26 protein-coding genes and 1 pseudogene (1 of these 27 cut by a window edge) are annotated in these 22,790 nt (G+C 42.1%); 14 read left to right on the forward strand and 13 right to left on the reverse strand.

From position 1 onward, the window contains the following. The 3 genes from ACFFRD_RS30570 to ACFFRD_RS30580 all read right to left on the reverse strand — a co-directional run. On the reverse strand, positions 1-177 hold the beginning of the coding sequence (locus tag ACFFRD_RS30570; RefSeq protein ID WP_392479510.1) for an NAD(P)/FAD-dependent oxidoreductase. It extends 1,068 nt beyond the left edge of the window; the window shows 177 of its 1,245 coding nt (coding positions 1-177); its start codon is at positions 175-177; the stop codon falls past the left edge of the window. 52 nt (positions 178-229) lie between these two features. Further along, complete coding sequence (rd, locus tag ACFFRD_RS30575; RefSeq protein ID WP_012410759.1) at positions 230-391, reverse strand: rubredoxin; 162 nt, start codon at positions 389-391, stop codon at positions 230-232. Positions 392-551: 160 nt separating this feature from the next. Next, on the reverse strand, positions 552-746 hold the full coding sequence (locus ACFFRD_RS30580; RefSeq protein ID WP_012410758.1) for a hypothetical protein: 195 nt from the start codon (positions 744-746) through the stop codon (positions 552-554). A gap of 420 nt (positions 747-1,166) precedes the next feature. Here ACFFRD_RS30580 and ACFFRD_RS30585 point away from each other — a divergent pair, with 420 nt between their 5' ends. Next, a complete protein-coding gene (locus ACFFRD_RS30585; protein ID WP_114080789.1) occupies positions 1,167-1,721 on the forward strand; it encodes an SRPBCC family protein in 555 nt (184 codons plus the stop codon). A gap of 152 nt (positions 1,722-1,873) precedes the next feature. On the opposite strand, the gene clpB is transcribed toward ACFFRD_RS30585, so the two are convergent. Next, on the reverse strand, positions 1,874-4,492 hold the full coding sequence (clpB, locus tag ACFFRD_RS30590; protein ID WP_392479513.1) for an ATP-dependent chaperone ClpB: 2,619 nt from the start codon (positions 4,490-4,492) through the stop codon (positions 1,874-1,876). A gap of 480 nt (positions 4,493-4,972) precedes the next feature. Between clpB and ACFFRD_RS30595 the strand changes: the two genes are divergently transcribed. The 8 genes from ACFFRD_RS30595 (at position 4,973) to ACFFRD_RS30630 (ending at position 10,300) form a co-directional block, all read left to right on the forward strand. Continuing rightward, positions 4,973-5,347 (forward strand): hypothetical protein, encoded by a 375-nt coding sequence (locus tag ACFFRD_RS30595; protein ID WP_114080792.1) that lies wholly within the window; start codon positions 4,973-4,975, stop codon positions 5,345-5,347. A 68-nt stretch (positions 5,348-5,415) separates the two neighbouring features. Beyond that, positions 5,416-5,670, forward strand: a complete 255-nt coding sequence (locus tag ACFFRD_RS30600) for a TIGR02450 family Trp-rich protein (protein ID WP_114080791.1) — start codon at positions 5,416-5,418, stop codon at positions 5,668-5,670. 201 nt (positions 5,671-5,871) lie between these two features. Beyond that, positions 5,872-6,009 carry a hypothetical protein gene (locus ACFFRD_RS30605; RefSeq protein ID WP_159402541.1) on the forward strand — a complete coding sequence of 46 codons (138 nt, stop codon included), beginning with the start codon at positions 5,872-5,874 and terminating at the stop codon, positions 6,007-6,009. A gap of 309 nt (positions 6,010-6,318) precedes the next feature. After that, a complete protein-coding gene (bchL, locus tag ACFFRD_RS30610; RefSeq protein ID WP_012410753.1) occupies positions 6,319-7,185 on the forward strand; it encodes a ferredoxin:protochlorophyllide reductase (ATP-dependent) iron-sulfur ATP-binding protein in 867 nt (288 codons plus the stop codon). 32 nt (positions 7,186-7,217) lie between these two features. Then, positions 7,218-8,009 (forward strand): DUF5331 domain-containing protein, encoded by a 792-nt coding sequence (locus ACFFRD_RS30615; RefSeq protein WP_392479516.1) that lies wholly within the window; start codon positions 7,218-7,220, stop codon positions 8,007-8,009. Positions 8,010-8,185: 176 nt separating this feature from the next. Further along, complete coding sequence (locus tag ACFFRD_RS30620) at positions 8,186-9,589, forward strand: ferredoxin:protochlorophyllide reductase (ATP-dependent) subunit N (protein ID WP_229554236.1); 1,404 nt, start codon at positions 8,186-8,188, stop codon at positions 9,587-9,589. A gap of 153 nt (positions 9,590-9,742) precedes the next feature. Beyond that, positions 9,743-10,003: a DUF4160 domain-containing protein gene (locus tag ACFFRD_RS30625; RefSeq protein ID WP_190935550.1), complete on the forward strand. Its 261-nt coding sequence runs from the start codon at positions 9,743-9,745 to the stop codon at positions 10,001-10,003. Positions 10,004-10,006: 3 nt separating this feature from the next. Continuing rightward, positions 10,007-10,300 carry a DUF2442 domain-containing protein gene (locus ACFFRD_RS30630; RefSeq protein WP_392479519.1) on the forward strand — a complete coding sequence of 98 codons (294 nt, stop codon included), beginning with the start codon at positions 10,007-10,009 and terminating at the stop codon, positions 10,298-10,300. A 6-nt stretch (positions 10,301-10,306) separates the two neighbouring features. Here the strand turns inward: ACFFRD_RS30630 and ACFFRD_RS30635 are convergent, their stop codons facing one another. Then, positions 10,307-11,200: a hypothetical protein gene (locus tag ACFFRD_RS30635; RefSeq protein WP_392479520.1), complete on the reverse strand. Its 894-nt coding sequence runs from the start codon at positions 11,198-11,200 to the stop codon at positions 10,307-10,309. 159 nt (positions 11,201-11,359) lie between these two features. On the opposite strand from ACFFRD_RS30635, the gene ACFFRD_RS30640 reads away from it, so the two are divergent. Beyond that, positions 11,360-11,722 carry a hypothetical protein gene (locus ACFFRD_RS30640; protein ID WP_392479522.1) on the forward strand — a complete coding sequence of 121 codons (363 nt, stop codon included), beginning with the start codon at positions 11,360-11,362 and terminating at the stop codon, positions 11,720-11,722. A gap of 5 nt (positions 11,723-11,727) precedes the next feature. After that, positions 11,728-12,159, forward strand: coding sequence for an HNH endonuclease (locus ACFFRD_RS30645; protein WP_392479524.1), 432 nt, complete (start codon positions 11,728-11,730; stop codon positions 12,157-12,159). 36 nt (positions 12,160-12,195) lie between these two features. Here ACFFRD_RS30645 and ACFFRD_RS30650 read toward each other — a convergent pair whose 3' ends face one another. The 4 genes from ACFFRD_RS30650 to ACFFRD_RS30665 all read right to left on the reverse strand — a co-directional run bounded on the left by ACFFRD_RS30650 (position 12,196) and on the right by ACFFRD_RS30665 (position 16,543). Further along, positions 12,196-12,936 carry an amino acid ABC transporter ATP-binding protein gene (locus ACFFRD_RS30650; protein ID WP_392479527.1) on the reverse strand — a complete coding sequence of 247 codons (741 nt, stop codon included), beginning with the start codon at positions 12,934-12,936 and terminating at the stop codon, positions 12,196-12,198. 69 nt (positions 12,937-13,005) lie between these two features. Beyond that, complete coding sequence (locus ACFFRD_RS30655; protein ID WP_392479528.1) at positions 13,006-14,157, reverse strand: amino acid ABC transporter permease; 1,152 nt, start codon at positions 14,155-14,157, stop codon at positions 13,006-13,008. A gap of 65 nt (positions 14,158-14,222) precedes the next feature. Further along, the gene (locus ACFFRD_RS30660; RefSeq protein WP_392479530.1) at positions 14,223-15,149 is read right to left on the reverse strand and encodes an amino acid ABC transporter permease; all 927 of its coding nucleotides are present in this window, start codon (positions 15,147-15,149) and stop codon (positions 14,223-14,225) included. 317 nt (positions 15,150-15,466) lie between these two features. Next, complete coding sequence (locus ACFFRD_RS30665) at positions 15,467-16,543, reverse strand: amino acid ABC transporter substrate-binding protein (protein WP_392479531.1); 1,077 nt, start codon at positions 16,541-16,543, stop codon at positions 15,467-15,469. A 551-nt stretch (positions 16,544-17,094) separates the two neighbouring features. Between ACFFRD_RS30665 and ACFFRD_RS30670 the strand changes: the two genes are divergently transcribed. Next, positions 17,095-17,652, forward strand: coding sequence for a hypothetical protein (locus ACFFRD_RS30670; protein ID WP_114085028.1), 558 nt, complete (start codon positions 17,095-17,097; stop codon positions 17,650-17,652). 77 nt (positions 17,653-17,729) lie between these two features. Further along, a complete protein-coding gene (locus ACFFRD_RS30675) occupies positions 17,730-18,374 on the forward strand; it encodes a DUF3318 domain-containing protein (RefSeq protein ID WP_392479532.1) in 645 nt (214 codons plus the stop codon). 203 nt (positions 18,375-18,577) lie between these two features. On the opposite strand, the gene ACFFRD_RS30680 is transcribed toward ACFFRD_RS30675, so the two are convergent. Continuing rightward, on the reverse strand, positions 18,578-19,375 hold the full coding sequence (locus ACFFRD_RS30680; protein ID WP_392483204.1) for a 7-carboxy-7-deazaguanine synthase QueE: 798 nt from the start codon (positions 19,373-19,375) through the stop codon (positions 18,578-18,580). A gap of 236 nt (positions 19,376-19,611) precedes the next feature. Further along, a complete protein-coding gene (locus ACFFRD_RS30685) occupies positions 19,612-20,886 on the reverse strand; it encodes an RNA-guided endonuclease InsQ/TnpB family protein (protein ID WP_392479534.1) in 1,275 nt (424 codons plus the stop codon). A 113-nt stretch (positions 20,887-20,999) separates the two neighbouring features. Between ACFFRD_RS30685 and ACFFRD_RS30690 the strand changes: the two genes are divergently transcribed. After that, positions 21,000-22,049, forward strand: a complete 1,050-nt coding sequence (locus ACFFRD_RS30690; RefSeq protein ID WP_392479536.1) for an anti-sigma factor antagonist — start codon at positions 21,000-21,002, stop codon at positions 22,047-22,049. Between the two features lie 98 nt (positions 22,050-22,147). On the opposite strand, the pseudogene ACFFRD_RS30695 reads toward ACFFRD_RS30690, so the two are convergent. Together ACFFRD_RS30695 and ACFFRD_RS30700 are read right to left on the reverse strand one after the other, a co-directional pair. Continuing rightward, a pseudogene (locus tag ACFFRD_RS30695) lies at positions 22,148-22,263 on the reverse strand (modification methylase NmeDIP); the annotation flags it as partial. A 121-nt stretch (positions 22,264-22,384) separates the two neighbouring features. Then, complete coding sequence (locus ACFFRD_RS30700) at positions 22,385-22,636, reverse strand: hypothetical protein (protein ID WP_392479538.1); 252 nt, start codon at positions 22,634-22,636, stop codon at positions 22,385-22,387. Positions 22,637-22,790 lie beyond the last annotated feature (154 nt).

Genomic DNA, 22,790 nt, shown 5'->3' on the forward strand with positions numbered 1-22,790 from the left:
AAAGCAAGCGTGAGTGACGTTGCAGCGTCCACCACCAGAAATTAGCACTTTCGCCAGTGGTTGACGACTGGCTTCGAGTAAAGTAACCTGGGCATCAGGATTGGCTTTAGCACAAGCGATCGCGCCAAAAAATCCCGCAGCCCCACCCCCAATAACTACGATTCGTAACGGTAGCAAATTCTAAAATTTCTCAATAGCACGTACTTTACTAGGCTAGCCCTTATCTTCACTATTCAACTAGTTCAAATTGATCTTTTGTGGCACCACAAGTCGGGCATACCCAATCATCTGGTATATCTTCAAAAGCTGTTCCCGGCGCTATATCGCTATCTGGATCGCCGAATTCTGGGTCATATTCATAGCCGCAAACGGTACATATATACTTTGCCATGTTCCTTTCCCTTAATAAATTGTTGGCATCGCTTCCCTATTAAATACTTTTAGCAGTAAGTGAAAATGCTCACGCTACAATTCTTAAACGAGAGGATAAAGGCTTATCGGGTAAGGCGTGTAACCTTGGCGGCAATTTCCCAGATTATGAGAGATCCAGATTATAAACGCCACCAAGTTCTTTGGGCATAACTGATAATCCCGATCGCGATCGCCCCTAGCAGCAGTAGCAAAATTATTCCACCTGGAATAAAAGTGAGAATACCAAAGCCTCTCAGTACCCAAACGGCTACACTAACACCAAGAAGAATACCAAAAATCTGGATTAATCTACGATTTAAAGAAGATTGACTCACTTAATTTTCCTCTCAACTCAACAGAAATTAGACTTGATTTGGCAATCAGATATGAAGTTATGATGAAGTTACAGTTTCATCATAAATAATACGTAAAAACCGAGAGATCCTATCCAGAGCTTGGGGTAAGGTGCTTAATATTAAATAGTGTTTGTGCCATTCTAGCTGTTAAGAACTTAGTTTTTCATTTATAAATACTGTTATTATCAAGTCCACTTAAGCATTGATTGTGTTAATTGTGATCAAAACTACAGGTTTTACAGTAAAGTAACTGAAATAATTACCAAAAACTCACCCTTTCCGGAAAGGATAGGCATTACACTGGAACTAAAATTTAATGGGTTGGATCTAAATCAAGTTTTATAGCTTGTAGTTTCAATTCTATTTAGGTGGATGAGTTGAGGAGTAACTAAAATCATTATGTCTGCGTCTCATATCTCAGACTCAATTATTGCAGGTTCAGATATGGCTTGGAGTCAAGATAAACAAAAGTTGCTAGTACAGGGTGAAATCTTGGTAGAAACGCGATCGCACAAGGCGTGTGGTGGCGCAGTGACAGCCTGGATGTATTTGCCGATGGTGCGATCGCAAGTTTGGCAGCAATTAACTGATTATCCCCGGTGGGTGCAATATTTTCCTGATATCACTAAAAGCGAGATATCACACAAAGGTGAAGTTAAGCGCCTATATCAAGCAGCACAAAAAGCCTTTTTCTTTTTCACGGCTCAAGTGGAAATTTACCTCAGCGTTGTAGAGGTGCTGGGGCAACAAATCCAATTCCGTATGGAAAAAGGGACTTTTGAAGATTTTAACGCTAATTTAGAACTCAAAGATTGCGGAAATGGCACGTTGCTTGCTTATACTGTGCAAGCTACACCTCTGATTCCTATTCCATCAATTTTCATTCAACAAGCAATGAACTTTGAATTGCCTGCAAATATGCGGAAAATGCGACAAGTAATTTGTAAACAGTAGGGAATGGGGAATAGTGTAGTTCAATTATTTAAAAAGTGAGTTTAAAAAACCTCTCCCTGCCTTGAACTAAAGTTCAAGCTTATCCCTCTCCGACTTGGAGAGGGACGGTTTTACGTAGTAAAACCAGGGAGAGGTGTTTTATATTCGACTAATTAGCTGCTAAACACCTCAACGGGTAAGCGACTAAAAGAAAGACGCTCATTTTGCACATCTACAAAGATGGTGTCGCCGTTGTTGAATTCACCGCGCAAAATAGCTTTGGCAATTTGAGTTTCTAACTCTCGCTGAATTGCCCGCTTCAGTGGACGCGCCCCATATACTGGGTCATACCCTACTTCTGCTAAAAAGTCAAGTGCAATATCCGAGAGTTTGAGGGATATTTTGCGATCGGCCAATCTTTGACGTAATCTTTGTACTTGCAACAGTACAATCTGCCGCAATTCCTTCTTATCTAAACCGTGGAAGATGATGATTTCGTCAATCCGGTTGAGGAATTCTGGACGGAAGCTATTCCGCATCGCTTCCATGACTCGACGGCGCATTTCGTCGTAGTGGACGTTATCTCCAGCGACATCAAGAATGTATTGCGAACCGATGTTGCTAGTCATGATGATAATAGCGTTCTTGAAGTCCACCTTATGACCTTGGGCATCAGTGACGCGACCATCATCGAGAATTTGCAAGAAGATATTAAAAACATCAGGGTGGGCTTTCTCGATTTCGTCGAAGAGAATCACTGAGTAAGGACGGCGGCGAATCGCTTCTGTAAGTTGTCCGCCTTCTTCGTAACCCACATATCCTGGAGGCGCACCGATTAAGCGGGAGACGGCGTGTTTCTCCATGTATTCCGACATATCGATTCGCACCAGCGCATCTTCGCTATCGAACATATAGCCCGCCAGCGCTTTTGCCAACTCGGTTTTACCCACACCTGTCGGCCCAAGGAAAATAAAGCTAGCGATGGGACGATTGGGATCAGCCAGTCCAGCGCGCGATCGCTGAATTGCATCCGCTACGGCTGTGACTGCTTCTTCTTGTCCAATCACACGGTGGTGCAGTTCATCTTCTAAATGCAGTAGTTTCTCTTTCTCAGATTCCACCAGCTTGCTGATGGGAATCCCTGTCCATTTAGAAATAATTTCGGCAATATCAGCTTCTGTGACTTCTTCCCGTAATAGTGATTTTCCACTTCTTTGAGCGCTTGCCAATTCAGCTTCTACTGCTTCCAACTGACGATGCAAACTAGTTAAATTACCGTATTTCAACTCCGCAGCGCGGTTAAGGTCGTAATCGCGTTCTGCTTGCTGAATCTCTAAATTGACCCGTTCAATCTCTTTTTTAACGGACTGAATTTTGTCAATGATATCTTTTTCAGACTGCCATTGAGTATTGAGGGTTCTTTGTTCTTCTTTGAGATCGGCAATTTCTTTTTCTAGTCTTTCTAGACGTTCACGAGAAGCGGCATCGCTTTCTTTTTGCAGCGATAGTTTCTCCATTTCCAATTGCAGAATCTTACGATCGATTTCGTCGAGTTCTTCTGGTTTGGAGGTAATCTCCATTTTTAATCTGGCTGCGGCTTCATCTACCAAGTCAATGGCTTTATCAGGGAGGAAGCGATCGCTAATATAACGACTCGACAATACCGCAGCTGCGACTAAAGCACTATCAGAAATCTTTACCCCGTGGTGGTTTTCATAACGTTCTCTCAATCCGCGCAAAATCGAAATACTATCTTCTACACTAGGTTGATCGACATAAACTTGCTGGAAGCGTCTTTCTAGTGCGGCATCCTTTTCGATATGTTTGCGGTATTCATCTAGAGTTGTCGCCCCAATACAGCGCAATTCACCCCGCGCCAACATCGGTTTTAACAAGTTACCCGCATCCATCGCGCCTTGGGTTGCACCAGCGCCGACAACGGTGTGAATTTCATCAATAAATAAAACAATATTGCCGCCAGATTCAGTAACTTCTTTTAATACTGCTTTCAGGCGTTCTTCAAATTCACCCCGGAATTTTGCCCCCGCAATCAAAGCACCCATATCTAAAGAAATTAGCTTGCGGTCTTTGAGGGACTGGGGTACATCACCTGCGATAATGCGCTGTGCTAATCCTTCAGCGATCGCAGTTTTACCAACACCCGGTTCACCAATTAGCACAGGGTTATTTTTGGTGCGGCGAGACAGAATTTGGACAGTGCGGCGAATCTCATCATCCCGCCCAATCACTGGATCGAGTTGACCTTTACGCGCGGCTTCTGTGAGGTCACGCCCGTATTTTTCCAGTGCTTCGTATTTGCCTTCTGGATTTTGGTCGGTCACTTTTTGGCTCCCCCGAACTTGTTTAATAATATCTTTTAGTTTGCCTTCGTCTAAACCGAATTCTTGGAATAAAGCTTTGCCAAAGCGGTCATCTTTAGCGTAAGCCAGCAATAAGTGTTCAATTGAAATATATTCATCTTGAAACTCTTTGCGATACACGTCTGCCCGGTCTAGAAGTGTATCTAAGCTGCGTCCCAAGTAAACAGAACTGCTAGTACCAGATACTTTTGGCTGACGTTGAAAAAATTGTTCAGTGCGATCGCGCAGTTTTTGGAGGTTAACACCCGCTTTGGTGAGAATCCCAGTTGCTAGACCATCTTGTTCTAGCAACGCCTTCATCAGATGTTCGCTTTCAATTTGCTGTTGTTGATATTGTTTAACAATATCGGGGGTATGGGCGATCGCTTCCCAGGCTTTTTCTGTAAATTGGTTAGGATTAGTAGGTTGCATAGGCTTTTTCAGGAACGTAGAGGCGTAGTGGTGAAGCAGCGCGGTCTTCTCCCAAAGGGAGAGGCTAGCGCCAAGGGGGTTTCCCCCATGAGCGACTGCTGTTAGCGCAGCGTTAGCGACGTTAGGAGCGTCACCCGGAGGGCTTGTCGCAGACTACCACCAGAACACCAAGTAAAGAAAATTTCTGTTCTCAATAGATATTGTAAGAACAGGATAGCGATCGCCTAGATCGGTGTTCACATCTTGAAAAAGTGGTATTTTCCCCTAGTTCTCATTTCCCATTCATTGCTGTGTTGCTGGCAACAGGTGCAACCCTTCAAGAAATTGGAAAGGTTATTGCCGAAGCTGGCTGAACCTCAGCATAAATCTAAATGCATAAGTAAGCATGACGTATTAAAGTTCTTCTACCTTGCCTCCACCATTTTCCTCCTACCCCATACAGAGTTACCATGATCCCAGGTCGCATAGTGGATGCTGAAAATGATTGACCCCTACGACTTTGAAGATGATGACTTTGATTTGGAGGATGAGGATTTCTTGAAAATAAAACCCATCAGCCAAATGACTGAAGGGGAAAAGCTACAGCGATTTAAGCGGTTCTTCGACAGCAGCAGCCGTGCTATGTTGCAAGACTGTTTATTTCGCATCGTCAATTATGAAGATGGTACAGGCACGTTAGAAATTCTTTGCCCTAATGAAGTTGTAAGACAACGCCTTTCCAAGAAAAAGCGCAAAATTACCAACAATATCAATACCTGCTGGAGCCATATCAGATGGTTTTCGCTATGCGTTCAGCAAGATAATGAGTTGGATTGCCAGAAGTTTACCCGTAACGGCGATTTGGTGACATCTTAATTGGATATTGGAAATTTGGGATAAAGAAAGTGTTTTCCCAATGACAAATGACAAATGACGAATAACAAATGACTAAAAAACAAAAATTTCCTTACCTAGTTGGTTCTAAATGGACAGCACAGCGAAAAGTTGATGGCTGGCGGCACTTCCAAGTTGTCAATCGGAAAAATCAGGCTAAGTGGGTTTATGCCGAAATGGTTGCTTCTTGCGATCCTAAAGTCCGTTTTTGGATAAATGCCAAATTATTGCAAGATAACTCCCAGTGGCAAGCTGGCTGGCAAACATTAAAGGAAATCCAGGAAATTAAAACTGAGGTGTCCTAATTACCTTCAATACATAGACTGAAATAAATTAAGGCTTACGCACACTCTACGTTTCTTAGCCCACGCAAGTGGGCTTTATTTGTGTAGCCACAAATCCTATTCACTCAGCTTAGACTTAGAAAATATTTGCAAAATTAATAATATTTTACAAAATCATACTCACTCACTCTCAAGCAGCAATTACATGGTTGTGACTACCGAGTGAAAACTGGCAATTTATCTGCGATCGCAAATTTCAGCAGTATTTCCAGCATCATGCTGCATATACCTCTGTTTGCCCTTGCACCTGTGCCTCAATGCCCTGAAAACACGTTGCACGAACATCAGCTAATTCTATGAAAACCATTTGAAAAAGACAATTTCAGCTTTTTGCTTTTTGTAACTCTTTTTATAAAAATAGATAATAAAAACTTTTTATAGATGAATTTTAAAGCTAAATAAGACTTATTAGCTCATAAAAACTAAAATACCCCTAATTAAGTTCTAATTCATTGGATAAAACCGTTTTATAAATTAAGAGCGACTTTCTTTTCTATGTAATTTGCCCAATAATGACATCAACAGACCTCACGCATCGCCATCTCAGGAAAGGTGAAGGCAAATGTTTGAGCCACAAGTTTGACAAGAAGCTATAAGAGGGAAACAACAGTGAAACTAGCAGTCTACGGAAAAGGTGGTATCGGTAAATCCACAACTAGCTGTAACATATCCGTCGCCCTAGCTAAACGTGGCAAGAAAGTGCTGCAAATTGGCTGCGACCCAAAACATGACAGCACCTTCACCCTGACTGGGTTTTTGATTCCCACAATTATCGACACCCTTCAAGAAAAAGATTATCACTACGAAGATGTCTGGCCGGAAGATGTGATCTATAAAGGCTACGGTGGTGTGGATTGCGTAGAAGCTGGTGGCCCACCTGCGGGTGCTGGATGTGGCGGCTACGTCGTTGGCGAGACCGTAAAATTACTTAAAGAACTCAACGCCTTTGATGAGTACGATGTAATTCTTTTTGACGTTCTGGGTGACGTAGTTTGTGGTGGTTTTGCAGCACCACTCAACTATGCAGATTACTGCCTGATTGTTACAGACAACGGCTTTGATGCTCTGTTTGCAGCTAATCGAATCGCTGCTTCAGTCCGCGAAAAAGCCCGAACTCACCCACTGCGTCTAGCTGGGTTGATTGGCAATCGCACCTCCAAGCGCGACTTGATTGAAAAATATATAGAAGCTGTGCCAATGCCAGTTTTGGAAGTTTTACCTTTGATTGAAGATATCCGTGTTTCCCGTGTGAAAGGTAAAACTTTGTTTGAGATGGCAGAGCAAGATCCTTCCCTAGACTACGTTTGCGACTACTATCTCAACATCGCCGACCAAATTCTAGCGCGTCCCGAAGGTGTTGTACCTAACGACACACCAGATCGGGAGTTGTTCTCTTTGTTATCCGATTTTTATCTAAATCCGGGTAAACCCCAGGTTCCTAATTCAGAAGAGGAACTAGACTTGATGATTGTATAAATCACCAAGTTCTCAGGATGGGGGACAATAACATGGCATTCTTTCACAGCTTTACGGATTCAATAAAACAAAAGTGGTTGCAATTTTTCCAGAATAATCGAGACTGGATTACCCTGCACATGGAAGTGGAGTCAGTGTACACCCCTGATGGCGGGAAGCGACCACCTTCTTACCTCATCCTGGGAGTTCTTAACGCTCTAGAGCCAAAGCTAGCGCAGTTAATGTTGCCCTTTGCCAAACTTAATCCTGATGCCGATACCCTGATTGAGGTGCTGGATTTGCATTTTGACCCAGATTTTGCTCTCGGTAATCGCTTTCTCGTCAACCCAGATGTAGAGAAGTACGCAGAAGAGGCAGCAGATGTCATTGACGAAAAGCCTGAAGAAGAAACATTGACACATGCTCATACAAATGGCTTTGCGTCGGTGGCGGTAGTTCAAGAGTTCGTAATGGTGAATTCTGATGAGAAAAGTCTGGAAATCAGCGCGTTGGAAGAAACCGAAAATGGCTTTGGCGATATTTCCTTATCCAACGGACACGCTTTAAAAGATGAGTCTCTCCAAACCTCTAATTTAGAAGCAGATGAGTTTGGGGAAATTGCTTTCGATACAGATGCAACAGCTGTAATGGAAGTAAAGCTGGATGATGAAGTGCTTGAAGATATTCCACTAGATGAGAATGCGTTTAAAGACGTGTTATCAGATGTCTGGGGTGATGAAACAGCTTTGCAAAAGGCTGAAGAAAATAACGATTTTTTGGGGGAAGAACTGCCAGCAGGCGTTTTTGATGAATCAGAAATTGCCCGTCTCTTCCCCAACGCTTAATTATTGCCGTTCTTCGCAATTTTAAGTTTTAGATTTGGGGTTTTGGATGAGGAATTAGGGAAATTGTCGTTAGACAGCGGATACTTTTGTTGTCCCAGCCTTCAATCCAAAATTATCAATCTAAAATCTGAAATTAGTTGAACTGCCATTAAATATCAAGGGGAGAAAAAACCAAAATGACTGTCGCTCAACAACCAGAAGCTTTAAGCTTTGAATGTGAAACCGGGAATTACCATACCTTTTGCCCAATTAGCTGCGTGGCGTGGTTATATCAAAAAATTGAAGATAGCTTCTTTTTGGTGATTGGGACAAAAACTTGTGGCTACTTCCTGCAAAATGCGATGGGGGTGATGATTTTTGCTGAACCCCGCTATGCAATGGCAGAGTTGGAAGAGGGCGATATTTCGGCACAACTGAGTGATTATGAAGAGTTAAAGCGGTTGTGCTTGCAGATTAAACGCGATCGCAATCCTAGTGTAATTGTCTGGATTGGTACTTGCACCACGGAAATTATCAAAACCGATTTGGAAGGTTTAGCACCGAAGCTGGAATCTGAAATCGGGATTCCCATCGTTGTTGCGCGTGCAAATGGTCTAGATTACGCCTTCACCCAAGGGGAAGACACTGTATTGGCAGCAATGGCTAACCGTTGCCCTGATAAGGCTCCTGTGGCGGAAACAGAGAAAATTGAACGTAATGCGATCGCTAAATTGCTAAACTTCGGTAAGAAGAAAGAAGATGTCGCCCAGGATGAGTCTGAGTATGTAGATCATCCTCCATTAGTTCTCTTTGGTTCCCTTCCTGACCCCGTGGTTACTCAGTTAACCTTGGAACTGAAGAGACAAGGCATCAAAGTTTCCGGCTGGCTACCCGCGAAGCGCTTCACAGAACTGCCAGTACTGGAAGAAGGATATTATGTCGCTGGTGTCAACCCCTTCCTCAGCCGCACAGCTACCACCTTAATGCGCCGCCGCAAGTGTAAACTCATTGGCGCACCCTTCCCCATTGGCCCCGATGGTACCCGCGCTTGGATTGAGAAAATCTGCTCGGTGTTTGGTATTACTCCCAAAGGATTGGATGAACGGGAAGCACAAATTTGGGCAGGTTTGGAAGATTACGTGAAACTGATTCGCGGTAAGTCTGTATTCTTCATGGGTGATAACTTGCTGGAAGTTTCCCAAGCCAGATTCTTAATTCGTTGCGGGATGACAGTTCACGAAATCGGCATTCCCTACATGGATAAGCGCTATCAAGCTGCTGAGTTGGCATTGCTGGAGAAAACTTGCCAGGAAATGAATTCACCTCTGCCAAGGATTGTAGAGAAGCCGGATAATTACAATCAACTTCAGCGAATTTATGAGTTGAAACCAGATTTGGTAATTACTGGTATGGCTCATGCTAATCCGTTGGAAGCACGGGGTATTAATACAAAATGGTCGGTGGAGTTCACTTTTGCTCAAATTCACGGCTTTACGAATGCGCGTGACATGTTAGAGTTGGTGACTCGTCCGTTGCGTCGGAATAATAATTTGAAAGATTTGGGTTGGGATAAGTTGGTGAGAGAAGAAGCGAAGATTTAGATTTGGGTTTGGATTTAGCAACAGCATTATGATTAAGGTGAACTTTTTGGGTTTGCCTTTTTTTGTCTTACAGAGGTGCAAAGTGAGAGCTACTATAAATAGTTACAATTATGTAGATTACTGAATAGACAGGATAATTTAGGAGATGATGTGATGCCTGAAATTTGCCGTTTTTTAGGGATTATCATTACTATGTACTATAATGACCATCCGCCCCCTCATTTCCATGTCCGCTACAATAAGCAAAAGGCAATTATTGATATAGAAACCTTATCAATTTTAGAAGGCAAACTCACTCCTAGAGTTCTTGGTTTAGTAATTGAATGGGCAGCTATGCACCAATCAGAACTTAGAGAAAACTGGCAACTGGCAAGAGAAAATAATCCCTTAGAAAAAATTCAACCATTAGAGTGAATTATGCTTAAAGACATTATAGAAGTTATTCCTCACGCTAACTATCAACTCTATTTAAAGTTTGAAGATGGAAAAGAAGGTATTGTTGATGTTAACCATTTAATTGAATTTACAGGAATTTTTGCACCTTTAAAAGATTTAAACTATTTTAAAACTGTTAAAATTAACGCTGAATGGGGAACAATTCACTGGGATAATGGCGCAGATTTAGACCCAGACGTTCTTTATTATGTGGTTACTAACCAATCTATTCCCACCTATAGAAATCTGGAAGAATATGAAAAAAGTTGGAGTTAAATTAGTTCAGATGGAAGGCTGTAACTCTAAAGATTTGGATGGAATTATATACATTAATTCTGCACTGTCTGGTTTAATTTCTGTAGACGGAGTTAATTTAAGCCAGTCATGAAAGCTGATTCCTAATTGGGATATTGCTTGTACTTCTGTTTGGTAAGATTCAAAACGGCGATTGGTTTCAATCATAGATTCCATTACCTCAAATACTTGGGGAAGACGTTTGTAAGCTTCTTTTTCAAATCTCCCTGTGAATGGTGTAGGATTTCCTCCGAATATGCCCCATTGAATTTCACTACGATCTACAATTGCCGATGGAAGGGAAGATAGCCATTCATCATGACTTTGAGTTAGTTTAAACATATTTTCGCGTTGTATCTCGAAAACTGTATTTTCATTAAAATTCGGGTCAATCCATTGGTAAATTTGGGTTAGTTTATGCAAATCAATCTGACCTTTAAATTGAGGATGTAAGTATGCTGCTGGATTAGAAGTAAGCATGACTTCAATATATTTTTGAAGCAGCAACCTGATAAATTTTGCCCCTTCTTGAAAACGACGAAGCGCTGTTTCATGTTCTTCTAGTTCTAAATGACAACGTGCTTCTGCAATATAGGCTAGAGATAATGTCAGTATATATTTGTCAATAATTGGGCTTTTCTGGGAAAGTTCATTAACTGTGTAATCTTTGTAAATATGTTCTGCTTCTAAGAAGCGATTGATAGCTTGTAAAGCGCTGCTTCTACGGTTTTCAACTCTAGTCATCGTAAAGGCATTAAGTGCTAATTCGATTCCAGCATGGAAGTTAGCATAGAAACTCAGGTCAATTTTGCGATTAATTTTATTTAACAATTCTCCTGCTTGTTTTAATTGGTTTTCTATCTCCGCAGCAAATAACCACACTTTACTCAGTATTCCCAATTTGAGTTCTATTCTGTCTAATAGCGATCGCTCTTTTTAACTAACTGCCCACGCCAACTAAGAAAAGCGATCGCTCTTTTTAACCAGAAGGTGCATAGCGATCGCAGATACAATCATAAGTAAAAGGCAAGCAGGTAGAAAATGGCTGAAATTGTCACCCTTCAACTTCCTGAAACACTGGCGCAAAAAGCAAAGGAAATCGCTGCTTTCACACATCGGCGACTTGAAGATGTATTACTAGAATGGATTGATCGCGCCATTACCGAACTACCTTTGGAGTCTCTACCGGATGATCAGGTTTTGGCTATATGCGATATGCAGATGGAAACTCAGCAGCAAGAGGTTTTCAGTGACTTGCAAGCACGTCACCGAGAGGGACAGCTTAATGATGCAGAAGTTCGTCAACTAGATGAACTCATGCAGGTCTATCGACGTGGTTTAGTAAGTAAAGCAAGAGCCTTAAAAGTGGCTGTTGAACGCGGCTTGAAACCAGCCCTCAATTAACAGCAATGGCACGCTTTTACATTTCTGTAGAAATAGAACGTCGTGTTCGCACCGATGCTCGAAATCGCTGTGGCTATTGTTTAAGTCCTCAGCGTTTAGTAATGGCACGTTTGGAAATTGAACATATTATTCCCATATCTAAAAATGGTAGCAATGATGAATCAAACTTGTGGCTAGCTTGTCCCTTATGTAATCGCTACAAAAGTGATAAAACTACAGGAGTTGACCCAGAAACGAGCGAAACGGTAAGGCTATTTAACCCTCGTACTCAAGTCTGGTTTGAGCATTTTGGCTGGAGTGAAGATGGTTTATGTATTGTTGGCAAAACGCCGACTGGTAGAGCAACTGTTGCAGTTCTACATTTGAGTGATGATGCAGATGCACTGGAAGTTCGCAGTTATTGGGTACTTGCAGGTTGGCATCCTCCAGAAGATTGAATAAACCGCAGAGAGGTGCAAAGTAGCGCGGAGGTTTTAGAGAATTTGTGATAAAAATTTGCGTGTTCTTTCTTCTTTGGGGTGGCTGAAAAATGCGTCAGGGGTGGCTGACTCGACGAGGGAACCGCTATCCATTAAAATAACTCGGTCAGCGACTTCACGAGCGAATCCAACTTCGTGGGTGACGACTACCATTGTCATCCCATCACGGGCGAGATTTCGCATTACATCCAAAACTTCTCGTACCATTTCTGGATCTAAGGCTGAGGTAGGTTCGTCAAATAGCATAATTTTAGGTTGCATGGCTAAAGCACGTGCGATCGCAACTCGTTGCTGTTGTCCGCCAGATAACTGTCCTGGATATTTCTGCGCCTGTTCTAAAATTCCTACTCTTTCTAATAGTTGCATAGCCAATTCTTCAGCTTTTGCCTTTGGCGATCGCCGTACCCAAATTGGTGCTAAAGAGATATTTTGCAGCACTGTGAGATGAGGAAATAAATTAAATTGCTGAAACACCATTCCCACTTCTTTGCGAATGGTTTCAATATTTCGCAAGTCATGGCTGAGGGTAATGCCGTCGATTTCAATCCTTCCTTTTTGGTATTCTTCTAAAGCGTTAAATGTGCGAATAAAGGTAGATTTACCTGAGCCAGATGGCCCCATCAATACTACTACTTCTCCACGATTGACTGTCAAGCTCACACCCTGAAGAACGTGGAATTTTCCATACCACTTGTGAACATCTTCAGCAACAATTATCTTTTGTATATCTGACATATTATTCAAAGCCCTAATAATGAATATTAGTTTTATAATGACCAATGACTAATGACCAATGACCAATGACTAATTATTTAACTGTCTCTCTAATCGCCGAGAAGCTAAGGACATTGAATAACAAAATACCCAGTAAATAAATCCAATAAATATATAAACTTCTGCATATCGACCAATAAATTGTGGTTGTGCCAATATGGAACGGGCAATCCCTGTTAGTTCTACTAATCCCACCAAGGATAATAATGAAGTGTCTTTAAATAAGCCGATAAACTGACCAACGATCGCAGGAATAACGGTACGCAAGGCTTGAGGTAAGACAATTAACAAAACCACTAAGGCTGTGTTTAATCCTAGCGCTTTCGCGGCTTCAATTTGACCGCGAGGAACTGACTGGAGTCCACCGCGCACATTTTCTGCCATGTATGCAGCACTAAATAAAACCAATCCAGCAATTGCTCGCAATACCCGATCTAAACGCACATCTGTTGATAGAAACAATGGGAGCATTACTTGAGCGAGGAACAAAATCCCAATCAGTGGTACTCCTCTGACGATTTCAATGTAGAGGATAGAAAACCAACGTACTACAGGCAAATTGCTTGTGCGTCCTAAAGCCAATAAAACCCCAAAGGGAAAGGAAAGCACAATACTGATTGCTGCCATAAGTAGGGTAAGTAGCAAACCGTTCCACAAATTTGTAGATACAGATTGCAATCCAAATCCACCGCCAAGTAGCCAAAGAATAATGGGAAAAGACAGTAACCATAATAGAGAAAGCCAAGGAGTTAGTAACTTAGTAAACTTTCCTCCAACCCAAAAACCTACAAATAGTAAAGCTGCAATTAACAGTAACCAAAGGCGAGATGTAAAGTCTAACGGTAAAGCAACTAACAAAATGCCGATGATAAAAGCAAACAAAGCGGAGAATTGCTTTGTTAATTGTTGCTTACCAAAAAATACACCCGCAGTTACAGCGCCTAAAGTTGAAGCGATCGCTAGCACAATCCAAGTTCGCCAATATAGCGTTTGCGGAAATCTACCAACTAAAAATAAACGTAAGTTAACCTGAATTACCGCCCACTGTGCTTGGGTAGTTGCCCAAGTTATAACTCCTCGCAGTACCCAAAATAACAACACCAAACAGACAACAGTTAACAAGCTGTTGTACCAAGTACTGAACAGGTTTTTACGTAGCCAGCTTAATTTGTCATTTGTCATTGGTCATTTGTCATTTGTAAAGGCTCATACTTCAACTTTGGAGTTTAGCTGCTTCTTCATCCCCCTCATCTCTCTTTAATTTGCACACTGCGATTGAATAAATTCATAACTACAGAGATGGTTAAACTCAGGGTGAGATAGGTGAGCATAATCAGTAATATCACTTCTACGGCTTTACCCGTTTGGTTAAAGGTGGTGGAAGCGACAAAATAAATATCGGGGTAGCCGATCGCGATCGCTAAACTGGTATTTTTCGTCAAATTCAGATATTGACTCGTCAATGGTGGAATGATTACCCGCAAAGCTTGGGGAAAAACCACCAGCCGCATAACTAACCCTGGTTTTAATCCTAGCGATCGCGCTGCTTCCCATTGTCCTTTCGGTACTGATTGAATTCCACCTCGGACAATTTCGGCAATAAACGCACCTGTGTAAAAAATTAATCCCAACAGCAAAGCTGAAAACTCTGGTGATAACGTAAACCAAGGGAGTTGTAAGCCATTTTGACTAACGCCAATAAAGCCCCAAAGGGATATCTTATTTTCTGTTTTGGGAAAACTGAGAAAAACAACAAAGTACCAAAACAGCAATTGCAGCAGTAAGGGCGTATTGCGGAAAATCTCTACATAAACCATCGTGATATTCCGCACTAACCAGTTGTCAGAAAGTCGGGCAATCCCAGCACTTACCCCGACAATGGTTGTCAGAAAAATCCCTGCGATCGCCACCCGCAAGGAGTTAATTAACCCTACCCACAAAGCATGACTGTAGGTGTCAGTGGGTTTATAGCTAATCAGTGTCTCGCCAATATCAAAAGACGCTTGTTGCTTGAGAAAATCAAATCCAAACGGAATACCCAATTGCCGCAAATTGCGCTGGAGATTGCCCCACAGTATTACTACTACAACTGCTGCTAAAAATACAGCAATGAGTTGTAAAGCAATCCGCCAAAAACGGACATCACGCCATATAGACGGTTTTAAATTAGTCATTAGTCATTTGTCATTAGTCATTTGTTATTTATTATTTATTATTTCTCCCCCTGCTCCCCCTGCTCCCCCAGGGCTGTTTCATTCCATTTCAAACAGGATTTGTCAAGATGGTTAGCGAGAAAATTGTAAGTGAGGGTGACGAGAAGATGAACTTTTAAGCACTTGAACAACAGTAAAATTGTTCATTTTCTTGGCACGCTGGTAACAAAATAATCAATTTTAAATCGCTAGAACCCTTGATATTTAGCGCTCTTTAGGGAATGAAACAGCCCTGCCTGCTCCCCCTGCCTCCCCTGCCCCCTCTCCCCCCTGCCCTTCTACCGAAACGGCGGAGAATAAAGCAGTCCGCCTTTGCTCCAGAGTTGATTTTGACCACGAGCTAGATTGAGTTTTGTTTTGGGACCGAGATTGCGATCGTAAATTTCGGCGTAGTTACCGACGTGCTTAATTATTCTGGCTGCAAAGTCGTTTGTTAAGCCGAGTCCTTCGCCAAGGTTGCCTTCTGTTCCTAAAAAGCGCTTAATGTCTGGATCGGTACTAGTTGCAAACTGACCTACATTTTGGGAAGTAATACCCAATTCTTCAGCTTTTACCAGAGAATAAACCACCCACTTAACAGCATCTCCCCACCTAATATCTCCTTTGGCAACTGCTGGTGCAAGGGGTTCTGAAGATATCACTTCATTGAGAATCACGTTATCTTCTGGTTTTGGTAAAATTGTCCCACGCGAAACTAATGCTGAACGGTCAGCCGTAATGCCATCGCAACGACCTTCGGCATAGGTAGCAAAGGTAACGTTAACGTCTTCAAAGACAACGGGTTTGTAAGTGATGCCTCTTTTCCGCATTTGGTCTGCTAAGTTCTGTTCGGTAGTAGTGCCAGTTTGAACGCAGATTGCTTTATCCTTCAGGTCTGCTAGGGACTTAATGTTGCTACTTTTGCGAACCATTATGGCTTGTCCGTCGTAAAAGACCACAGGTGCAAATTCTAGACCTACGGAGGTATCACGGCTAAGAGTCCAGGTAGTATTGCGGCTGAGAACATCTACTTCCCCGGTTTGCAAAGCTGTAAACCGTTCTTTGGAATTGAGATTGCGGAATTCTACTGCATCTGGGTTATCAAATAAAGCTGCGGCGATCGCACGACAGACATCGACATCAATGCCGCTATACTTACCATCAGTCCCCACAAAGCTAAACCCTGGCACTTCGCCACTGACACCGCAAATTATCTGGCCACGTCTTTTAATGTTATTCCAGCGATTTTGATTTTCTGGTGCAGCTGCATTACTGCCTGGAGTGCTGGGTGTATTTGCTGTTTGTGAATCTCCACTACAAGCAGCGATCGCAAAGACTAGAGGTGCGATCGCTAAAATTAAAGCTGATTTACGCATAAATTTCATTGATATCGACAATCATAAATGTATTGCTCACTACAATCATTCCATAAAAACAATTTGTTGCTTGTAATATAAAACTTTACCAGCATTCGTGCTAAATTTATTCATTTTGAAAAACCGGATTTTAAGTTTTTATTTGTTCTTTTAAAAGTCTTAAATGTTAAGTGTAAATCTATCAATTTTACCTAGACTTTCGAGCTTTGTTTTAATTTTTACCTATCATACTTGATATAGAAATACATTCATTTAACTTGGAAAATAATATTAAACTTCAGTTAATTAGTTTTATATTCTTCACTGGATAATATTTCTAAGAATAAATTTAGTGCTTCTTTAAGAATTAGCAAAAGAACCCCAGAAAATCTTATTCACAGCCCAGTATGAAAATCTGTTTATCCTATCTTCAATGCCCCATGCCCCATACCCCATACCCTAATTGCATACTTTGATGCGATCAGAAGTAGCCACACCAACCTAAAGAACTACCCCTAGCAGGTTAAACTAGGTCTGGTAACAACTGCTCCACCGTTCCTTATGAGGCTTTTATGGGAGCTAACCTCAAACAGATTGCCAACTATTTAGACAACCTTGGTTGGGACTACCGTTTTGATGATGAAGAAGACCGGATAATAACAGGTGTAGAAGCTGATAACCTAGAAGATTTTCTGATAGTTGTCCAGTTGGATGAAGAGGGAAAATTTTTTCGGGTATTTGCCCCTCAAGTTCTGTCAGGAATTCAAGACCACCCTCACAAGGGGGTTATTTTACAGACGATGCTTGCCATTTCCTGGGAAACCAAAATGTTGCAATGGGAGTATGACCCGTCTGATGGTGAAATTCGTGCCATTATTGAGTTTCCTCTAGAAGACTCAATTCTCACAGAAAAGCAATTTCACCGTTGTCTGAGTGGGTTAATTCAGATTGTAGATGGCATAGCCATACCTCGCCTCAAAGAAGTTATGGCAACAGGTCTTGATCCGGGGAATATAGAACTTGGCGAAAGACTGTTACTCACTATCCAAGAAGAAGCTCCAGGATTGCTAGATTTACTAGAAAAGGCAATGGAGGCACGGAAAAAGCGAGGAAGTTTTCCCAAGGAGTGAGACGGATCATCACTTAAATAGCTATACTCCAAAGTGATACCCTCACTATATACTGAAATTTTCTGGGGCTGGATATTATGACATCCTATGCAACCTCCTCTGCCAAAGCGGAAATGAGTGAACTACGGCGGTTGAAAGGCTTACTACCGCCAGAATTACAGAGCTGGGTCACGGTTGAAGGCACAACTGAGGTCAATCCACCCCTGGTTCGTTGCGAAGAAATTGGTAAAGACCAGGTAGAAATTCAAATTGACCTGGTGAAATGGGATGCCCTCGCAATGGATCAGCGTAATCTGCTGTTCTGGCATGAAGTTGCTCGCGTTCAAAATGACACAATTCCTAAAGATGGTTGGGAAATGGCAGCGTTAGCCATCGGTTTAGGTGGTGCTGTCGGTGAATTGTGGGTACAAGATGGATTGCTGCTGGTGTTAGCTTTGTCGCTGTGTGGCGTGTCAGGCTGGCGACTGTACCAAAAGAATAATGGGGAAAAGCAACTAAAAGAATTGCTCAATGCTGATGAGAAAGCGATCGCTTTGGCAACTCGTTTTGGTTATAGCCTCCCCAATGCCTACAAGAGTCTTGGTAGCGCCTTAAAAACCCTGATTGACAATACTCCTAGCAAGCGCCAACGGTCAAGATACGAAGCAAGACTCTCTGCCCTCAAACGCAGTGCCAATAAAGCAAAAGCTAAATCCAAAACTCCAGATGAAAGCGGGTTGTAATTTAGGAGAGACGCGATTAATCGCGTCTGTACAATTAGGAGTGAAATCTAAACTTCAAACTCCTTACTCTTAATTCTGCCTTGGACTGGGAATGTCTACTAAGGGGCTGCTGCCTTGCTGATTAGCGGCAGCAATGCCCATTTCATAGAATCTTACTTTTTTCTTGACTACATCTTTATCAAACTCAAATTTTACAGCAGCTTTTACAGTTGGTTCAGCATTTTATGCGTTTGAGGGATCACACGCACGTGCTTGACAAACCCCTTCATCAAAGCTTGCCAGGTTAAAACTTGATCTGCGGTAGGCGCAAGCATAGGTGTTGGGGAGAATTGTTCAGATACTGCTAAAGGCGTAACAGGTTGTAAAAATACTGAGATATTTGGGCTAACCTCTGCCACCAACGACGCTGAACGTTCCAACTCGGCTGGATCTGTGTTTTGAGACACAATTATCTTGACAAAAACATTTAAATATGAGTCATGACATAATTGGAGAAATTTAGCATGTTCTTGCCAATGGCTTTCGCCGCTAACACTGGGCAATTTGAAATCCATACCCACAGAGTCTAAATAGGGAAGAATCATCGCTAGTTGTTCTGAGCGATGTCCGCCAGTTTCTAAGTATATGGGTAGACCAGTGATGTCTCGCACTTGGGGTAGAAACTGCCTTAGAAATGGGGCATGAAGAAGTGGTTCACCCCCAGTTAAGCTAATGCTATCGTGTAGACAAGGTAGATTTTGCTGTTCCACCCATTTGATTAATATGGGTAATGGAACAGGGTTAGAGTGGATTTCAAAGTCGCGCAATCCAGGCGATCGCTCTATCCGACAAGTAGCAGGTGCATTCCAAGTGTGGGCACTATCACAAAAGTGGCAGCGCAAATCACACAAAGCAAAACGAATAAATATTTGACGTGTCCCTACATTCAGTCCTTCCCCTTGAATGGCAGAAAAGACCTCAACTAGGCGTGCGGTAGGTGTAACCGTAGTTTTAGCAATCATTTGATTTGATGAGAGCAACGCGATCGCGCTGCGTCGACACAACAGCAAGGATGTTTCTTGGCTTCTTGTTCTATTGTGAATCGTCGCTAGCGATCTCCAATCTCAGCCTCGGTAAATAGTAATTAGTCCTGATTACTACCGATTGCGATATAAGGTGAAGTAATTTTTTAGGACAAAATAATGTTTGGCAGATTACATTATACTTGACACTCCCTGCTCTAAAGAGACAGAGATTCTTAAGAGATTTTCACCCTTAACGGCGCTGCCAAAACGCTCCTACCCAGTCCGAACCGAAGTTCATCCAGGCTACTTTTAAGATGCTTGACCAGAATATTGCCAGCCCCATTGCAATCAGCGTTGACCAACCATCCATGAGCGGTACGGTACAAGCCGCGCTTGATACGTTTGCCGCTAAACATATATTTGGCTGGGTTGTCAGCGTTCCAGACAGGCACAGTGTCACCATCCAGAAACGAGGCAATGCTTGTGTAAGATTCCTCCTGTTGCGCCACTGCAATCCCGTAACGCTCACAGAGGCTTTGCAGCTTGCGATTCAGCGTGTATATCGGGATTTGCATAAAGTTTTGATTGTTGCGTTTGCCCAAATTGACCCTTTGCTTGAGGTCAGGGTTGTAACCCACAACAATTTTGCTAATGCGGTTGTCTCGACACCAATTGACGATGTACCGAGCCGCTTTATTCAGGTAGTCGTTAACCCTGTGGTTACGGTTATCAAGGAGCGCAGCTTGGCGATGTGTCAAACCTTTGATGCAATGCCTGTCCTTTTCAGACTGCAAACGAGCATTCTCCTTGTTGTACCACTGGTTGAGCGACTTCAACCTTCTGCCGTCGATGATGAACGATTTGTCTGTGCTACTGACACAAGTAGCCAAGTTCTCCAAACCAAAGTCGATGCCAAGCATTTCTCCATTCTGTTCAACCTGCGGTTCTGGCACAGCCTCATAGACATAAGACACATCAAAGAATCGCGCACCCAGTTTGGGACGGATACGAATCTCTTTAATGGTTTTGCCTCTAAGCATCTCTGGAATCTCAAAGCTCACCTCGCCATGCTCACGTCGAAAGGCGCGAGACGAAGGCACGGTGAACAGCCAGTTTTTCTTAGGCAGTCGCATTGTCAAATCACGCTCTCTGACTGGAATAACCAGCAGGAAATGCCCGTCTTTGGGCAAGTAATGCGGCATACTGACCTGAGCCGTGTATTCTCCCCGTTGTTTCATCTGAAGCAACTTGAAGAACGAACCGAACGAACGGTCAACAATTTTCAGGGTTTGCTGGGCAATATCAGTTGCAAGCATTCCATAGTTTTCATTACCCTTTGCATGGTGGTAATTGCCCTCATAGCGCAGATAGCGACGCTCTTGAAAGAAGTACTGACGCACGTTATACAGCCCCACATTGAACATATTTTTGCTCAAGTGGCAAAGCTGTTTCAAAATGTCAGACTCTGCTGGACTCAAATCGAGCCGATTGGTTTGAGTCAAAAGCATAATGCTTGCCGCTACATAGCAACCAGTATAGCGGCAAGGCGGTTAAAATCGCCCGTTCGTTTTTCCGCTCCGCTCTAAACAGACGGAGTTCCCAAACGTATCAGATATTTCTTATGGCAACGAAAGTGCAGAGCTTCATGACTAGCCAACCGACAGAGGCCGATTTTCCAGTTAATTCCCTAAACGACACGGCTATAATGCAGGTGCCCGCGCGGTTGAGCGTGCTGGAGGCTTTAGACTTTAAGCAAACCTGCCAAAGCTTAATTCAGCCCAATTCACATCCTAAACAGATCATCATTGACTTTCACCAAACTACTTTTATGGATAGTAGTGGTTTAGGTGCCCTCGTCAGTAATTTTAAATATGCCCAGACTAAAGGAATTACATTAACACTGCGGAATGTAACACCTCAAGTCATGGCAGTCTTAAAACTCACGGGATTGGATCAGGTTTTTCCCTTAGAGTCGGTTGATGATGGGTTGCTAATAGAACCAGAAGACTTAGTTGATCATCGGAAGACAACTTCTCGTAAAGTAGAGCCATTACCCACTACTCACCCTTCAGTAGCATCTTGGATGAAACGGTTCTTAGATATTGTCGGGTCTGTGGTTGGTTTATTAATTACAGGAGTTTTGTTTATTCCAATTGCGATCGCTATTCAAATTAATGATCCTGGCCCCATTTTCTTTAGTCAAACCCGTTGTGGCTGGATGGGAAAGCGGTTTGAGATTTGGAAATTCCGTTCCATGTGTGTGGATGCAGAAGCAAGGAAATCCCAAGTAAAAAACCAAGTACAAGGTGCATTTTTCAAAAATGAGAATGATCCCAGAATTACCAAGGTAGGGCGCTTTTTACGGCGAACTAGTCTTGATGAATTACCGCAATTTTGGAACGTCCTCAAAGGAGAAATGAGTTTAGTAGGCACTCGACCACCCACACCCGATGAAGTGGAACGTTATGAAGTACCAGAGTGGCAACGTTTAGATGTGAAGCCTGGTATGACTGGCGAATGGCAAGTCAATGGGCGGTCTACAGTCCGTAGTTTTGAAGATGTAATTCGCCTAGATTTGCAGTATCAAAAAAATTGGAGTTTGGTGTACGATTTAAAGCTAATTTTCAAAACTATAACTATTCTATTTAATAGAAACAGTGGCGCTGTTTAGCTAACTACCCTTATTCACAATTCTTTGGTAACTCCCAACTTTCGCAATAATTATTAGATATACCCAAGCCTAAAATAGGCTTGGGTAAATTTTAGTGGCATGAATTGTAAGAAGATGTCTTTGACATAAACAATGTTAAAATCGCTGGTTTCAAAACCTAAATCTAGAAACCTGAATCACCAAAAAAGGAGAAAATATAAGGGCGATCGCGCATTTTTTAATAAAAATATAATTATGTTAGAAAACTACTAATAAATGCTGAAATATTAGACAACATCTGTGATTTAGTAATGAATAGCAGCTTTCAATGATTTAGATGCTTTTTAAGCAATAGGTCATTTACAGTTAGAGATTTTTACGACTTTTATTAGTTTTTTGTATTTTTTTAGCTTTTGCTGTTCCTGTAAAGCTTTCGTTCTTCTTTCTTCAAAACTAAAAGACGCATACTTGCTTGACACTGAATAATATACGTACTTTTCACGATTAATAGTTCCCGAAGAATTACTTGTAGAAAAATATTTCCAAGAATTAGAGTGTCCAATTCCATGAGGAAGTCCAGCGCCAGTTGTTGCTTTCGTGATTTGCATAAGCTAAAAATTATCACTTTCTACTTACTTATATTAATAATTAATTATACTATACCATTCTCATCAACTGGATATTTAGTAATGTCTACTTGCATAAATTGGTAATTTATACAATCACAGGTTTATATAAAGGCGCAAAGAAAAACTCTGCGCC

The sequence above is a fragment of the Nostoc sp. C110 genome (assembly GCF_043099725.1).
GTDB classification, from domain to species: domain Bacteria; phylum Cyanobacteriota; class Cyanobacteriia; order Cyanobacteriales; family Nostocaceae; genus Nostoc; species Nostoc muscorum_A.

What these genes read in the sequence shown, in the direction of transcription:
- rd (WP_012410759.1), bottom strand. Translation starts at nt 391, where the DNA reads ATGGCAAAGTATATATGTACCGTTTGCGGCTATGAATATGACCCAGAA.
- ACFFRD_RS30585 (WP_114080789.1), top strand. Translation starts at nt 1,167, where the DNA reads ATGTCTGCGTCTCATATCTCAGACTCAATTATTGCAGGTTCAGATATG.
- clpB (WP_392479513.1), bottom strand. Translation starts at nt 4,492, where the DNA reads ATGCAACCTACTAATCCTAACCAATTTACAGAAAAAGCCTGGGAAGCG.
- ACFFRD_RS30595 (WP_114080792.1), top strand. Translation starts at nt 4,973, where the DNA reads ATGATTGACCCCTACGACTTTGAAGATGATGACTTTGATTTGGAGGAT.
- ACFFRD_RS30600 (WP_114080791.1), top strand. Translation starts at nt 5,416, where the DNA reads ATGACTAAAAAACAAAAATTTCCTTACCTAGTTGGTTCTAAATGGACA.
- ACFFRD_RS30615 (WP_392479516.1), top strand. Translation starts at nt 7,218, where the DNA reads ATGGCATTCTTTCACAGCTTTACGGATTCAATAAAACAAAAGTGGTTG.
- ACFFRD_RS30620 (WP_229554236.1), top strand. Translation starts at nt 8,186, where the DNA reads ATGACTGTCGCTCAACAACCAGAAGCTTTAAGCTTTGAATGTGAAACC.
- ACFFRD_RS30625 (WP_190935550.1), top strand. Translation starts at nt 9,743, where the DNA reads ATGCCTGAAATTTGCCGTTTTTTAGGGATTATCATTACTATGTACTAT.
- ACFFRD_RS30630 (WP_392479519.1), top strand. Translation starts at nt 10,007, where the DNA reads ATGCTTAAAGACATTATAGAAGTTATTCCTCACGCTAACTATCAACTC.
- ACFFRD_RS30640 (WP_392479522.1), top strand. Translation starts at nt 11,360, where the DNA reads ATGGCTGAAATTGTCACCCTTCAACTTCCTGAAACACTGGCGCAAAAA.
- ACFFRD_RS30645 (WP_392479524.1), top strand. Translation starts at nt 11,728, where the DNA reads ATGGCACGCTTTTACATTTCTGTAGAAATAGAACGTCGTGTTCGCACC.
- ACFFRD_RS30650 (WP_392479527.1), bottom strand. Translation starts at nt 12,936, where the DNA reads ATGTCAGATATACAAAAGATAATTGTTGCTGAAGATGTTCACAAGTGG.
- ACFFRD_RS30655 (WP_392479528.1), bottom strand. Translation starts at nt 14,157, where the DNA reads ATGACAAATGACAAATTAAGCTGGCTACGTAAAAACCTGTTCAGTACT.
- ACFFRD_RS30660 (WP_392479530.1), bottom strand. Translation starts at nt 15,149, where the DNA reads ATGACTAATTTAAAACCGTCTATATGGCGTGATGTCCGTTTTTGGCGG.
- ACFFRD_RS30665 (WP_392479531.1), bottom strand. Translation starts at nt 16,543, where the DNA reads ATGCGTAAATCAGCTTTAATTTTAGCGATCGCACCTCTAGTCTTTGCG.
- ACFFRD_RS30670 (WP_114085028.1), top strand. Translation starts at nt 17,095, where the DNA reads ATGGGAGCTAACCTCAAACAGATTGCCAACTATTTAGACAACCTTGGT.
- ACFFRD_RS30675 (WP_392479532.1), top strand. Translation starts at nt 17,730, where the DNA reads ATGACATCCTATGCAACCTCCTCTGCCAAAGCGGAAATGAGTGAACTA.
- ACFFRD_RS30680 (WP_392483204.1), bottom strand. Translation starts at nt 19,375, where the DNA reads ATGATTGCTAAAACTACGGTTACACCTACCGCACGCCTAGTTGAGGTC.
- ACFFRD_RS30685 (WP_392479534.1), bottom strand. Translation starts at nt 20,886, where the DNA reads ATGCTTTTGACTCAAACCAATCGGCTCGATTTGAGTCCAGCAGAGTCT.
- ACFFRD_RS30690 (WP_392479536.1), top strand. Translation starts at nt 21,000, where the DNA reads ATGGCAACGAAAGTGCAGAGCTTCATGACTAGCCAACCGACAGAGGCC.
- ACFFRD_RS30700 (WP_392479538.1), bottom strand. Translation starts at nt 22,636, where the DNA reads ATGCAAATCACGAAAGCAACAACTGGCGCTGGACTTCCTCATGGAATT.